Source organism: Citrobacter sp. 506, from assembly GCF_050434985.1.
Lineage (GTDB): Bacteria > Pseudomonadota > Gammaproteobacteria > Enterobacterales > Enterobacteriaceae > Citrobacter > Citrobacter braakii.
In genome coordinates this window covers 2,001,128-2,015,630 of the sequence record NZ_JBNDJN010000001.1, presented here as the reverse complement: position 1 = coordinate 2,015,630, position 14,503 = coordinate 2,001,128, and the positions used below count along the sequence as shown (strand labels likewise).

15 protein-coding genes are annotated in these 14,503 nt (G+C 51.6%); all 15 read right to left on the bottom strand.

What is annotated here, in order from left to right; genetic code table 11:
• Positions 1-156 precede the first annotated feature (156 nt).
• The 15 genes from ABIE10_RS09825 to hyaA all read right to left on the bottom strand — a co-directional run bounded on the left by ABIE10_RS09825 (position 157) and on the right by hyaA (position 14,385).
• Positions 157-741, bottom strand: a complete 585-nt coding sequence (locus ABIE10_RS09825) for a hypothetical protein (RefSeq protein ID WP_429155436.1) — start codon at positions 739-741, stop codon at positions 157-159.
• A 129-nt stretch (positions 742-870) separates the two neighbouring features.
• The gene (locus ABIE10_RS09820; protein WP_287108052.1) at positions 871-1,401 is read right to left on the bottom strand and encodes a fimbrial protein; all 531 of its coding nucleotides are present in this window, start codon (positions 1,399-1,401) and stop codon (positions 871-873) included.
• A complete protein-coding gene (locus tag ABIE10_RS09815; protein WP_287108053.1) occupies positions 1,388-2,080 on the bottom strand; it encodes a fimbrial chaperone in 693 nt (230 codons plus the stop codon). The genes ABIE10_RS09820 and ABIE10_RS09815 overlap by 14 nt, the downstream gene beginning before the upstream one ends.
• Complete coding sequence (gene pefC, locus ABIE10_RS09810; protein WP_429155434.1) at positions 2,073-4,478, bottom strand: PefC/AfrB family outer membrane usher protein; 2,406 nt, start codon at positions 4,476-4,478, stop codon at positions 2,073-2,075. The genes ABIE10_RS09815 and pefC overlap by 8 nt, the downstream gene beginning before the upstream one ends.
• Before the next feature lie 83 nt (positions 4,479-4,561).
• Positions 4,562-5,083: a fimbrial protein gene (locus ABIE10_RS09805; protein ID WP_287108055.1), complete on the bottom strand. Its 522-nt coding sequence runs from the start codon at positions 5,081-5,083 to the stop codon at positions 4,562-4,564.
• 177 nt (positions 5,084-5,260) lie between these two features.
• The gene (locus ABIE10_RS09800; protein ID WP_287108056.1) at positions 5,261-5,569 is read right to left on the bottom strand and encodes a PapB/FocB family fimbrial expression transcriptional regulator; all 309 of its coding nucleotides are present in this window, start codon (positions 5,567-5,569) and stop codon (positions 5,261-5,263) included.
• 419 nt (positions 5,570-5,988) lie between these two features.
• Positions 5,989-6,078, bottom strand: coding sequence for a cytochrome bd-II oxidase subunit CbdX (cbdX, locus tag ABIE10_RS09795; RefSeq protein ID WP_429155432.1), 90 nt, complete (start codon positions 6,076-6,078; stop codon positions 5,989-5,991).
• Between the two features lie 13 nt (positions 6,079-6,091).
• Complete coding sequence (gene appB, locus ABIE10_RS09790) at positions 6,092-7,228, bottom strand: cytochrome d ubiquinol oxidase subunit II (RefSeq protein ID WP_429155430.1); 1,137 nt, start codon at positions 7,226-7,228, stop codon at positions 6,092-6,094.
• A gap of 11 nt (positions 7,229-7,239) precedes the next feature.
• The gene (appC, locus tag ABIE10_RS09785) at positions 7,240-8,784 is read right to left on the bottom strand and encodes a cytochrome bd-II oxidase subunit 1 (protein ID WP_103847869.1); all 1,545 of its coding nucleotides are present in this window, start codon (positions 8,782-8,784) and stop codon (positions 7,240-7,242) included.
• 89 nt (positions 8,785-8,873) lie between these two features.
• Entirely contained in the window at positions 8,874-9,731 is an 858-nt protein-coding gene (locus ABIE10_RS09780; RefSeq protein ID WP_425135496.1) for a hydrogenase expression/formation protein, read from the bottom strand.
• Positions 9,724-10,131: a hydrogenase-1 operon protein HyaE gene (hyaE, locus tag ABIE10_RS09775; RefSeq protein WP_153690695.1), complete on the bottom strand. Its 408-nt coding sequence runs from the start codon at positions 10,129-10,131 to the stop codon at positions 9,724-9,726. The genes ABIE10_RS09780 and hyaE overlap by 8 nt, the downstream gene beginning before the upstream one ends.
• Before the next feature lie 5 nt (positions 10,132-10,136).
• On the bottom strand, positions 10,137-10,718 hold the full coding sequence (hyaD, locus tag ABIE10_RS09770) for a hydrogenase 1 maturation protease (RefSeq protein ID WP_046276295.1): 582 nt from the start codon (positions 10,716-10,718) through the stop codon (positions 10,137-10,139).
• Positions 10,715-11,449, bottom strand: a complete 735-nt coding sequence (gene hyaC / locus ABIE10_RS09765; protein WP_429155427.1) for a Ni/Fe-hydrogenase b-type cytochrome subunit — start codon at positions 11,447-11,449, stop codon at positions 10,715-10,717. Before hyaC ends, hyaD begins: the two co-directional genes overlap by 4 nt.
• An 18-nt stretch (positions 11,450-11,467) precedes the next feature.
• Entirely contained in the window at positions 11,468-13,261 is a 1,794-nt protein-coding gene (hyaB, locus tag ABIE10_RS09760; RefSeq protein WP_103283516.1) for a Ni/Fe-hydrogenase large subunit, read from the bottom strand.
• Positions 13,258-14,385, bottom strand: coding sequence for a hydrogenase 1 small subunit (gene hyaA, locus ABIE10_RS09755; protein WP_429155424.1), 1,128 nt, complete (start codon positions 14,383-14,385; stop codon positions 13,258-13,260). The genes hyaB and hyaA overlap by 4 nt, the downstream gene beginning before the upstream one ends.
• Positions 14,386-14,503 lie beyond the last annotated feature (118 nt).

Below are 14,503 nucleotides of genomic sequence, written 5' to 3'. Positions count from 1 at the left end.
AAATTGCAGCACCCATGACGCTTATTAGTTAGCACACTGTCAGCTAATAAATCCCGCGCCCCACTAGTTATGATTTTGCACAGAAAATTCATAATAAACCCTCAAGTAATTAACATGGTATCCCGTCGTGTTTAGGCAAAAAAATTAATCAGATAACTACATTCTCCATGATTGTGCCATCAACGAAGAAACAGAAATCGACGGAGTCATAACAGACATTACATGCTTGTTCGGCATTCCTGTAATGGAAAGCAAACGCCGGCGATCATTATAATATCGCTTCAGTTCTTTTTTTTCGGATGTATTATTCCATAATGGTCTCCTGGATACCCTGTGGGATAATTTAACTCTGGCCAGGTACTGCCTTTGGTGTAGTGACGGGGACACAACATTTAGCTTTACTCTGACCTTTGTCTTAATGCTTTCCTTTAGGGCTGTCGGCGGCAAACTTCCGTCAATAATATGTACCGTTGCAAACAACTTCTGGATATTTCCCAGCGGTTCCGGTACAAGAAACAGTGTCTGGCAGCGGTGCGCATCATTTGATCTAAAGAACGCTGATACGGCCTCCCACCAGTTGAGTAGGGGGGCGTCACTCAGAGCCATAATCAAAATATCCTCTGCAGTTGGCTCTGTATCTTCACGAAATCTGACGTCATACCCCTCAGCTTTCATTAATTCGGCCAGACCTGAAACTTCATATATGCCCGAACCATTTATGATTATTCTCTGTTGTGTCATAAATTTTCTATTGAAATAATTTTACATATAATCCATACAAATAGTGATAAATACAAAATAATGACGCATTGAACAGCACGACTAAGCTTCATCCATTAGTTCCAATTACTCAGGTTCCGGATATTCGGATTACGGATATATAACCGTAAAAGTGATAACAGCTTTAACCGGACCAAAGATGTCATTCTTATGGGCTTCCGTGACCGGGGTAAGAATACACTGACGCTCACCCACTGTGGCGGTGCTGTCGCTGCAGAATGCATCCTTCCCTGTCAGTTTAACTGGAGTACCGTTGTGCTCCAGCCATAAAAAGGTTCCGTTTGGCTTAAAATTATCCCTCGTGGCCACCATCTGAACTCTGGTCTGATCGCTCTCCAGTACTCCTGTTTTAACCGTCCCCGTAAGAGCGGTTTTTACAGGAATATTTTTTGCGCACGTCCACTTAAATGTTATCGGCGCATGTTTTGTTGCTGTCCCGGGGGTCAGGACGCCCAACTGGACTGCGACATAGTTCGCATACGACAGATCACAACTCGGCGTGGTAAATGTCGCATTGATGTTAAAGGTTGCCGTTTTTGTGTCCGCACTCCAGGCGTTCACGGAGAGTCCTGCAATGCTTACAGTCAATGCCGCAGTCAGAATAGAATTAATGAACTTCATAATTCTGCACTCCACCCCAGTCATTTATTGCTGCAACCGAAAGTCCGCCACTGACATTTGCACCAAGAGAAATCTCAGAGAAGGGCGCCAGCAGGGTTAATTCCTTCGCAACCCTGTCACTGAGCTTCACTTCCTTGCCATTACTTTTCACCCCGACAATGGCCATGTAGTACGGTGTCGGATTTTTAATCCAGGTCACGTTATTCCGTTGTTCCAGCTTCAGCTTTTTCTCTGCATTTTCACGACCATCTTTCAGAGAGGAAGGCCGGTAAATCAGCTTCACCCGGGCATTCATGGCAATGGCCAGAAGGCTGCCGTTGCCCGCTTTCATATCAGGTTTGGGCGGAACTTCCTGCACATTCAGCCAGAACAGCGATTCCCGATCTGCAGGTAAAGACGAGTCCGTTTTTAAGATACGTATAATCTGCTTTTGTTTTGCCCCCACTTTAAAGAATGGGGGCTGAGGAACCAGGTAAACCCCGTTCCGCTCATGGGTGTTATCCACCCACACCTGCCCGCCATACGTCTGGCTGGCGTTATTTGTGACCTCAACGGTGATATTCTTTTTGTTTTCCTCATAAATGAAGCGTGTTCCGTTCAGAACAAATGCAGCCATTGCCTGAGAACAGAATGTGAATGACAGAGCGGCAGCGAGCGCTGTTTTAGCGACCTTATTCACAACGAACCTCCTGAACTTTATTGGTGTTAGCCTGTAACCCTTTCATGGAGAACTGGCACTGCATTCCGTTCCCCATATCAACTCTGATCCTTTTAGGCTCTGCCAGCATATTCATCAGCAGGACACCATTAGTGGATATAAAACCGGCGCTTAGCCCCATATCCGTAGTGGCATCGCCGCCGGCAAGATATTTACCCTGCTTGTCCTTCACGCGAAGGATGTAGCGGAGTACATTCTCAAAACCAAACTTCCGGTAAACCATCGCCTTTTCAGTCGGCACCACTTTGTAGGAGGTGGTACTGAATTCCATGTTGTCAGGAACGTTATCCATATTGATATTGATATTGTTTTCAGCATATTCCGACAGCCACACCACCGTGTTTCCGTTCCGGTCTGTAGGCATCGAGTTGTTGAATTTAATCCCACTGACTCCCGGAACGCTGACAATGGCGACCGTATCGGAAGACTCTTTAGTAAAGAGTGGCCCGGTTTCACTGGTCCCTAACACAGAGCCAGACACTCCGCCGGAGAAGCTGGTCTGACTGTCTCCCCGGGAAGAATGTGTCTGCGACACGCCAAGATTCGTCTGAACAGCATCAAAGGCATAGCTGGCTGATGCCGATGCTCCCCGCTGACCGCGTGAACTGGCATCAGCATTCAGGTTATAGTTAAAGCGATCATTCACCATTGCTGAAACACTGGTATTGAATGTTGAACCATTGCTTCGGCTGTAGCCTACGCTGTTCGTGGAGTAATGCCGCCCCCCCCTGAAATCGAAGGGTATACTGACACTCACAGAGGTTGAATAATCTGCTTTATCTCCCCCGGCATACCGGTTATAGGAGCCGTTAAGAAATACCGATACCGCATCAAAAACAGACGTACTCAGCGAGAGGGTGGCGCCGGTGTCGCTGCCATCGCGGTCCCAGTAATTCTGACGCCACCATGTTCCGCTCAGATAAGTCGTATCAAAGCGATGGGAAAGGCGTGCTTCATAACGTGATTTCTGATTGCCGTGAACATAACTGCGGTGTGGATCGAAATCGGCATAATCCACATACCCCTTGTCCTGATAGCGGTATGTCAGGAGCTGCAGGTCCGTTCTGTCGGTAAAGTTTTTGGCATACTTGACACTGACGTTCTGGCCTTTTTTCTCTTCACCATTGTCATAGCTTGCTTTTGCAGTCGCAGCACTCAGGGATAACGCCCCCAGTTCACCAAAGGGTCTGGTCACACCTATCCCCGCCGACTGATAATTGTTATTCAGTAGCATTGCCGTATTCAGCGTGGCAGCGGAGAAGCCATAGTCCAGGCTTCCCAGCCAGAAAAGGCCTGAATCCGAAGAGAATGCCTTTTCCAGCTCATTGCTCTGATTTTTTTTACCCAAAGCAAAGTCATACTGAAAATCTCCCGGCCTTAATAAGGTCGGCAGTGTTGTCACCGGATAGACCTGAACGGTCTTACGCCCGCTGTCATCTTCAAGCGTTACAATCAGATCGCCATTGCCGGTCGGCTGGAGATCATCAAGACGGTAAGGTCCTGCCGGGATCATGCGGGAATAAACCGTGTAGCCGTTTTGCGTCACCGTCACGCGTGAAGGTGTGGACGCAATTCCCGAAATATCCGGTGCATAGCCTCGGGATTCCCACGGGCGCATGTTACTGTTGGAGCGAACGGAAGCACCGTAAAAATTAAAATCAGAAAACAATTCTGTTCTGGTCTGAGATTTACCTAAAAACAGATCCCCCCGAATCTGACTGATTGCGGTAGACAATGTCATATCGCTGGAGCTAAATTCCGTTTTTCCACCGGAACGCGTGATGTTGGCGTTGCTGGATAACACCCAGCGACCGATGTTGAATCCCAGTTCAAAATTTCCGAATGCGTTTAACTGGTTATCTGTCGTTTTATTAAAGTTGGCATAGTACTTCAGTCGACCGCCATTAACGCCATAATCCCAGCGGGACGGGTCACTTTTACTGAGCAGATACGCCTGTGGGATGTCAAATAACAGTTTCTGCGCGCTGTAATCAAAAACTACCCGAGTATGGGACTTCTTGCCAAGTAAATAACACTTTTTTTCCTTGTTATAAACATCAGCAAATTTTTCCTGGTTCAGCATAATTCCTGCACTGTTTATCCAGTCAGGAGCCAGGCAGAGAATATTGTTTTTCTCATCTGCCTCGCTAATGTTTAACTCTGCACTGCCGGTTTTTTCCTGGTTCACAAAAACATCCACGCTGTACTGACCGCGAGGAAAAGCAGAATCTGATTTCAATACCGAAGGGATAACACTGACCCCCTGTATAAAGTCCAGATTTAGTTCTTCAGAATATCCAAGATGTGCATAAATACTTAGCGCCAACAGAGAGTATTTCGGTAAGCGCGACAGTTCCATGTTAGCCTCCAATGCCACAGACGGTAATTATTCACGTCTACTTATAAACCGGAGAGATAAATCTCCCCGGCTGTATAAGGATATTAGTTATATGTTACAGCGTAAGCGGCTACACCCTGATAATCACCTGGCGTAGTGCCGCCTTTCAGCGTTGCCTGGAATTTAAAGCCTTCTGTAGTTACCTTTTCCGCATCAAAATCAATATAGGTATTGGAAGAAGTAACCTGCGCGTTGCCTGATGCATTTTTTGGATTCATTGCCTTCAGTTTAACGACTGCATCTGCAGCCTTACCGAGGCTGTTTTTCAGGCCTTCAGCATCAAAATTACCGTTCCAGGTCACTGTTGCAGTCTTACCTGACAGACCATTACATTGTGTAGAATTAGCAGCGATAAATGAGAACTCAACCGGTGTCGAGCTTTCGGTATTTGGAGCCACGGAACCGAGCTGAATGACATCAGTTAGCTTGCCACCATTGCTTGCAGTAACATCGCAGGTTACAGAAGTCACGTTACCAAAGAACTGAAGTTCGCTCTGTTGAGCTGCATTCAGAGCGCCAGAGAATAATGCAAGAGCAATTGATGAACTGAGAATAAGTTTTTTCATATTTCATATTTCCTAAATCAAAAAAAACATGTCGACCTGAATAAAATATCCCCGCATAAAAATGCAGACCAGACCATGGTCTTATTCTGTCGACACCATTAGCACTAACTACTAGTGATACCGGTTTACCAAAACTGTTAACAGAATTGAAAAAAGTTTTTATTGAAATGAGTTTTACTAGCTACAAGGAGCCCTGTAGAGGGTGAATAATTCACTCACCACCTGAATAACGTGTTCAACTCGTGCAATACAGGAACCAAAATATCCATTGCTGACCCCATACTTATCACAGCAGGCACTTTTTGAGTGATTGAACACTAGATAATCGTGCAGTGCATTAATGACTTTATTGCTTCTGATTGAGGTCAGTTCAATCAAGCACCAAAATTCATCTTCAGAAATGGATGAAGACCGCAATGCAATATTTTTCTTCCCAAGGATTAAAGAAGTACTATTTTTTACTTCACGTCCCGATAGACTTGTCACACCCTGCTCCTTTGAATTTATTAAGTAATAACCCCTTATTAAAATTCCCGTCTGAGAGCGGAGCGAAGAATAACAAACGCAATTAGATTGCAAAATAGACAACAAAGGTTAATGATGCTAAAAAAAGTAAAAATAATAGATAAAAATATCACTTAAATGGCAGGTGTTGATATATAAAGCTAATTATTTACTTTTGTTTGGTTGATGTGTTTTTTTTGCGGTTTGTCATGATTTTTATAAATTTCTTTCATATAAAATTATTAACAATGAATGTATCACTAATGTTGATAATTGTTATCACTTTTTATGTTTAGATGCTAATAATTTGTTTGGATATGAAGTGGCTTGGTGAAAATATGTCGGAGGAAAAGACTCCCCGAATAAACAAGGGAGCCAGGAAGCGTAACGCACGCGCAGGGCTATTTCTGCCGTGACTCAAGCCAGACCAGCGCCAGCGTGGAGAGCGTGCACATCAGCAGAATGCCGACAAACCAAAACATATACCACATCGTACAGTCCTCCCTAATAAAGTTCGTGGTTGTGGCGGCGGATTGTTTCTACGTTGATTCGTCCCAGCATCTTGTAATAACTCCACAAGGTATAAAGCAGAACTATCGGTAGGAAAATCAACACGATAACCAGCATGATACTGAGTGTCATCTGGCTGGAGGTACTGTCCCACACCGTCAGGCTAGAGAGTGGATATGCGCTTGATGGCATCACAAATGGAAACAGGGTGATTCCAGCGGTGAAGATCACGCAGGTCTGGGTCAATGAAGCAAACAGAAATCCCCACACGGCCCGACGTTGCCCGCAGGCATAGATCGCGAGCATTGGAAAAATCATGCCCAACAGCGGAATAACCAACAGTAGTGGTGAATTTTCAAAGTGCGCCATCCACGCGCCCGGTGCGGTCGTTACTACCTTTAATAGCGGGTTGGACGGACCATTAGGATCCTGGCTAAGCAGCACATAGCCATTAATCCCCGTCCACAGCCAATACCCGGCTAACAGGAAGCAGAGCACCACTAACATCGCGCTGCGGCGGGTGGCAGACAGCGCGCGCAGGTGAAGAATGCCGTCGGTTTTCAACTGGAGCCACACGCCCCCCTGCATAATGACCAACATCAGGCTTAATGCGCCGCACAGTAGGGCAAAAGGAGAGAGCAATTCCCAGAAAGAGCCCAGGTATTGCACATGTAATTGTGGCGTGAACACAAAAGGCACCCCCAGGAACAGATTGCCGAAGGCGACGCCGAAGATAACCGGTGGCACCAGGCTGCCGATAACCAACCCGGTGTCCCACATGGCGCGCCAGCGTGCATTCGCTATTTTACCTCGATAATCAAAGGCCAATGGACGAAAGAAAAGGGCGCACAGCACCAGAATCATCGCCACATAAAACCCCGAAAATGCGGCAGCATAGACGCGCGGCCAGGCTGCGAATAATGCGCCGCCCGCCAGAATGAGCCACACCTGGTTACCCTCCCAGTGCGCCCCTACGCTATTGATTAACACCCGACGTTCATCATCGTTGCGCGCGATCAGCGGTAACAGGCAGCCGACCCCCATATCAAACCCGTCAGTGACCATAAAGGCCACCAGAATAATGCCAATCAGCAGCCACCAAATGAGCCGCAACGTTTCATAATCCAACATGATGCTCTCCTTTATACCTGTTGTTGTGCCGGTTGTTGACGTTGCATCGCATCTGGACCAAGACGCGCGTATTTTTGCATCAGGTAGACTTCGGCAATTAAAAACAGGGTGTAAAGCGTGAGGATTAGCCCCATGGAGAAGGCCAGTTGGCCCGCGCTCAGCGCAGAGTGGGCGTACCAGGTCGGCAAAATATCCTGAATCGCCCACGGCTGGCGGCCAAACTCCGTCATAAACCAGCCTGCTTCAATGGCAATCCACGGTAGCGGCAGGCTCCACAGCGTTATGTGCAGTACCCAGCGATGCTGGTCGATACGCCAGCGTAAGGTCTGTATCAGCGCAATCGCCATCACCAGCAGCAGAAGGGAACCGCATCCAATCATGATGCGAAAGCTCCAGAACACGGGGGCGACTTGCGGAATAGCGCCGCGTTGTGCGGCCTGATATTGCGCTGGCGTGACATGGTTCATGTCAGGGGCGTAGTTTGCTAACAGGATGCCGTAACCCAGATCTTTTTCCACGGCGTGAAAAGCGTGCAGTAGCTGAGGCGTGCGGTTACCTTTGGCGATTTCCTGCATCAGCAACCATGCTTCCCGGCCCCGCTGCAGGCGGGGTAGCGCATCTGCCATCAGGTTCTTCAGCCCCGGAACTGGCGTATCTAAAGAGTGAGTCGCCAGGATACCCAGCAGGGCCGGTATCTTCACGGAAAAGGCGTTACGCTCTTGCTCCTGCTGCGGCCAGGCTATCACATGAAAGGGCGCAGGAGCCGGTTCGGTTTGCCATTCCCCTTCCATTGCCGCCAGTTTTACCGGCTGGCGTTGGGCGACCTCATAGGCTGAGCTATCTCCCAGTTGCAGAGTGCCGAGGATAGCCAGTGTGCCAAAGACGGAACCTACCGCGAAGGAGCGCAGGGCGAACTCGCGAGCGCGACCACGCAGCAGATACCAGGCGCTGATGGACATCACAAACATGGCGCCTGTGACATAACCGGACATCACGGTATGCACAAATTTCACCTGGCTGATGGGGTTAAAAACCAGCGCGCTAAAGCTGCTCATCTCCATGCGCAGGGTATCAATATTAAAGTGAGCGCCCGTTGGATATTGCATCCAGCCGTTGGCGTTGAGGATCCACAGGGCCGAGATATTGGAGCCAAACGCTACCAGCCAGGTCACCAGTAAATGCTGGTACTTGTTTAAGCGCTGCCAGCCGAAGAAGAACAGCCCCACGAATGTGGATTCAAGAAAGAAAGCCATCAAGGCTTCCATCGCCAGCGGAGCACCGAAAATATCGCCCACATAGTTGGAATAGAGCGACCAGTTAGTCCCGAACTGAAACTCCATGGTCAGGCCAGTCGCCACACCGAGCGCAAAGTTAATACCGAATAACTTTCCCCAGAAACGCGTCATGTCGCGGTAGACTGTTTTGCCCGTCACCACGAACAGGGTTTCCATGATGGCCAGCAAAAAAATCAGCCCCAGCGTCAGGGGAACAAACAGAAAATGGTACAGCGCGGTCAGCGCAAACTGCCAGCGCGATAAGTCAATGACGTCCCACATGCGAACTCCATCAGGCATTAGAGAGTGAATAGATAAGGAAGAAAACGCCAGACCCGCAGCAGAAAAGTATGCGGGTCGGGAGAAGGGGATCAGGCTGGCGGGCCGGATGCCAGCCAGCTACAGACTTCATCCAGGCGCTGGAGCGAGTCGAGCAGATCCTCTGGAGCAGCCAGTACCAGTTCCGGTAATGGACAGATCTCATAACTCTCGAGCAGAAGCCCTTTCAGGGTATCCAGACAGCGCACATGCCAGACATGGCGCAGCGCCGTGGCGTCGATTTGGCTCTCGCCGTAGCCGATGGTGCGGATCTGAATGCGCCCTTCGCCACACAGGCGGGAGAGGAACTGGCGATCCGCATCGCTAACCGGGAGTTGGGTGAGGTTAATGCTATGAGGTTGCGTGGCCAGATCGCGCACGTGCGCCAGCAGTTCCTGAGCCAGCGTCAGGCCATTCATCAACCCATCGACGGGCGGAGGCAACAGGCTATCGTCTGGCAGCGTCGTGATTGTTGCTGCCTGCCACAGCGCCCGTGGCGCACTGCCTGCCTCCAGATGCTCCTCCCATTGACCCAAGTTATTCTGGCAACGCACCCGCCAGATTCCGCAGAAAATCGACTCCTGAATCTCGCTCGCTCTGCCGTCAGCCTGCTGGATACGCACGGAAACTTCGCCTTCGCCGAGCAGCGTATTCAAAAACGTGAGGTCGTCTGCGTTGAGCGTGGATAAATCCCATCCCAGCACGTCCTGTTTTGCGGGGATTTTCTGGCTAAGCTGGTGGCGCACGTCGGCTAACAATGCCATCACCGCCGGGCTGTGCGGACAGTTTTCCAGCCTCGCCATGCTGGGGCTGCTGTTGACCTGGCAGGTGAGGGGCAAGGGATTCATGCTGAAGCTGTCATCGCCCGGCTGGGTTCCCGGTCCCAGCAGATGAAAAAAGGTATCACTCATCTTGCAGGCTCCGGGGGATGCGTTCTTCAACGAGGGGGCGCATCAGGTTGAGCAGGTCGGCCCACGGATGGATGCCGCTGAGAATGCCGCGCAGCTCGCCGTGGATAAATACCAGCGTGGCCGGGAAGCGGAATACGCCAAAACGATCGCCGATAGCCTCGCTGTGCTCGAGATCCGCCATAGCGATTTGCCAGTCAAACTGGGGAAACTCGCGGAGCAACTCGGCAATCATTACCGGGTTATCGCTGACTTCCGGCGTGCGGCGGGGATCGCTACTGAGCAGCACCACGCCATCACGCACACGCGTTACCCAGTCATCCAGTTCAGATGCGGTCAGCGGTTGCCAGCCGCGCGCCAGCATGCGTTGCCATAGCGTAGAAAATGGTTTGTCATTCAACATGTTGCTTATCTCTCCAGCGTTACACGATACTGGCGAATACGCACGCCTTCATAGTTTTCCAGCGACAGGCATTCATAGTTCAGGCAACGCGTTTCATCGATTGTCTGTGGCGCGATGCCCCACGCGGCCAGTTGCCTTAGCGCGGCTTGTTCTGCCGCCGGGAGCTGAGCGCGCGCGATGTCGGTCAGGCTGCCGCCATAGTCGTCCAGCTGCACCGGCTGTAGTCCTACGAGGGCGATGTGGGCGGGCAGATGACCGCGAATCTCCGCCAGAGCAAGCACTTCGGAGAAGCTGTTCTGATGCAGACTCATTTTTTTGGCGCTGAGGTAACTGGGGACTTGTTCACCGGCGTAGGATTGCAAAGTGCCTGGCGCGAGTCCGTAGTCGATGGCGTCCAGCAGCAACAAATGGCTGGCCTGCTCAACGTAGCCCAGCAGATTCAGCCCTTGCGTGCCGCCGTCGACAATCTCTACCCATTCTGGCCAGTGATAGTGGGCGTACAGGCGCTCGGCGACGCGAATGCCAAATCCTTCATCTGCCCACAGCAGGTTGCCTAAGCCCATCACGATGACGTTAGGTTCGCTCATGACGCCCCCTTATCGTGCTGGCGTTTGGCAAATTTGTGGCTACGATAGCCGTTGATCATGGTTGAGATGACTGTATCGTCAGACATGATGTCCTCGCGGATAGCCATATACACATGACCGATGATGAAGGCGGCGATGAACCACATCCCCAACCGATGCCAGCTGTGGATATCGAGAGAGTTACCGCCGGTCCAGTAGAAAAACTCCGTCACATAGTGGAAGGGGGTAAAAATGGCGTACTGGCTATGCTCGCTGTATAAGGCAAAACCGGTGAGGATCATAAAAACTGAGAGCAGGAAATAACCGAACATCGCCGCCTGCGCGACGGGGTTATGGCCGATATCTTCTCCCGGTTTTTTTTCCAGAAACAGATACCAGCGCACCACCGAAAAGGCACCCTGCCACCAACTGCGACGCCAGACCTGCACGATAAACAGCTCGCGTGAATAGCGATTGCCGACGAAGGCCCAGTAAATGCGACCCAGCAGTATCACCGTAAACACCATGGCTGCGGCGAAATGCACTAACCGGATGTCGCCCATGTAGAACAGGTAAGTGGCTTCGCCGTTGACCGACGGCAGTGGTCGGCCAATGAAGTATCCGGTTACCATCAAAACCAACATGCAGCCCACTGTCAGCCAGTGCCACAAGCGTACGGGCGCTTCAAACACATAGTGGCTGACGGCGGTATCACGCGCCTCCCCGACGCGTGGGGATATCTTTCCAGTCATCGTTCCGTTCCTTAACGCTTAGCGAACCTGGACTGCGATAAGTTCGCTGCCGTCGTCGCCGAGGACGTGGGTTGAACATGCCAGGCAGGGGTCGAAGCTGTGCAAGGTGCGCAGGATCTCCAGCGGTTGATCCGGTATCGCCATTTGGGTGCCCATCAACGCCGCCTCGTAGGCGCCAATTTGCCCCTTCGGATCGCGCGGGCTGGCATTCCAGGTGGTCGGCACTACGCATTGATACACGTCGATCTTCTGGTCGCGAATCGACGCCCAGTGACCGAGTGCTCCGCGCGGCGCCTCGGTAAAACCGATCCCACGGCACTGCTGCGGCCAGCTTGCAGGCTCCCATTTTTCGGTATTCGCCGTAGCCAGATTGCCGTTTTTCAGATTGGTCATCAGCTTGTCGAAGAAATATTGCAGCTTGCTCACGGCCCACTGCGCCTCGTGCGCGCGGCACAAAATACGCCCCAGCGTCGACTGCATACCCGACAGCGGCAGTTTGAGTGCGGACATCATGCGATCGACGGATTCAATCGTGGCGGCATCCCCTTTGTGATAGGCAATCAGCGTACGCGCCAACGGTCCAACTTCCATGGCGTGTCCGCGCCAGCGCGGGGCTTTAATCCACGAGTAGCGTTCCTGTTCGTTGAGCTGCTGGATATCGGTATCGCTGCCTTTGACATCGCCGGGGTTGTACCAGGGTTCAGTAATCCCCTCGAACGGGTGACGACCTAATTGATCGTCCGGATAACGGTACCAGGCATGATCGACAAACTCCTGAATTTGCTGCTGATCGGCCAGATCCACCGGCATGACATTGTTAAAATCACCGTTAATGACCGCGCCGCCAGGCATCAACAGGCTCTTCGCGCTGAAGTCGTTGGCAATATCCGGGAACGCGCCGTAGCTTAAGACGCACTTATCAGACAGCCCGGTGCCAATCTGGCTCCAGGGTTTGTTGAACTGGCCGATAGCCAGCGCGTCAGGAACCATGACGTTGTTGATGAAGTCGGCGGTGCGGGTGATGATCGACTGTACCAGGTTAAGACGTTCCATATCGACCGCGCCAACCGCGCCGCTCTGATCGATATTGATAGCGCATGGCATGCCGCCGACAATCCAGTTAGGATGCGGATTCTTGCCGCCAAACACCGTATGGATTTTGATAATCTCGCGCTGAAAATCGAGCGCTTCCAGATAATGGGCAAAGCCCATCAGGTTAGCCTCTGGCGACAGTTTGTACTGCGGATGCCCCCAATAACCGTTGCGGAAAATCCCCAACTGACCGCCGTCGACAAATTTCTTCAGGCGGTTTTGTACGTCAAAGAAGTAGCCCGGGGAGGACATCGACCAGGCTGAAAGGCTTTGTGCCAACTGCGATGTTGCGCGCGGGTCGGCTTTCAGGGCATTCAGAACGTCAATCCAGTCCATTCCGGCTAGCTGGTAAAAGTGGACCAGGTGGTCGTGGCACCACAGCGTCGCCAGCATAATATTGCGAATGATGTTGGCGTTGTCGGGCACCTTGATGCCAATGGCATCTTCAATGGCATAGACCGATGCGAGCGCATGTACGCCAGTGCACACCCCGCAAATTCGTTCGACAAACGCCCAGGCATCGCGCGGGTCGCGCCCTTGCAGAATAATTTCCAGTCCACGGAACATGGTGCCGCAGGACACCGCGTTGGTGATGATGTTTTGCTCATCAATGTTCACCTCACAACGCATATGGCCTTCAATGCGCGTAATGGGGTCGACAACCAGGCGCCGGCCGGCATTATTGACCGTATATCCCTGGGTTTGATACGAATTGCTCATGCCTGTTTATCCTCATTGTCTGGCGACTGTTGTCCGGCGTCGGCTAATTGCTGTTTGTGGCGGTTATGTTGATTGACGGCGCTGGCGACTGCGTGGACACCGACGCTGGCGGCCACCACGCCAAGCGCGCTGAGGCCCACGGTATCGGCGGTTGAATGCGTCCCCATCTGCGGGATATCGACCACGCGGCTGTAGAACGAACCGCGATCCCAGAAGCCATTCTCCGAACATCCCAGACACCCATGACCGGACTGGATGGGGAAAGAAACGCTGCCATTCCAGCGGGTGGTGGAGCAGGCGTTATAAGTGGTAGGCCCTTTGCAGCCCATTTTGTACAGACAATAGCCTTTTCGGGCAGCGTCATCGTCCCAACTCTCAACGAACTCCCCGGCGTCAAAGTGGGCGCGGCGGTAGCATTTGTCGTGAATACGCTGACCATAGAACATCAGCGGACGCCCCAAACGATCGAGTTCAGGCAGACGATCAAACGTCACCATATAGGTAATGATGGCGCTCATGACATCCGGAATCGGCGGGCAGCCGGGCACTTTCACGATTGGCTTATCGGTGATCACCTTATCGATCGGCGTTGCCTGGGTTGGATTAGGCCGGGCGGCCTGCACGCAGCCCCAGGAGGCACAGGTTCCCCAGGCGATAATCGCACTGGCGCCTGCCGCGGCTCTTTTTAGCTTTTCAATAAACGGTCGCCCGCCGCTGATGCAGAACATTCCTTGTTCACCCAGCGGAGGATTGCCCTCGACGGCCAGAATGTATCGGCCGTGGTAGCGGCTCAGAATGTCTTCAAATACCTCTTCGGCCTGCGTTCCGGCGGCGGCCATCAGGGTGTCGTCGTAATCAAGAGAAATCAGGGAGAGGATGACGTCTTTGGCGAGTGGGTGAGAGGAGCGGATAAATGATTCAGTGCAACAGGTGCATTCCAGCCCGTGGATCCAGACGACCGGGATCCGGGGTTTGTTTTCCAGCGCCCAGGCTATTCTGGGCGTCATTGCGGCTCCCAGCCCAAGCGATGTTGCTGCGAGGCTGCAATATTTGAGAAAACTGCGTCGACTCACCCCTTTGCGGCGCATTGCCTGATAAAAGGTCTCCTCGTTATTCGTATTCATAACACGCGTTTCTTCCCCCGTTGAGTTCTGGCCACGTCGCCAGCGATAATCTAAAAAAGCCTATCCGATCAGCGGGGAGAAACAATGCAAAGTGTAGGGTTATGTCCTATTGCGATAT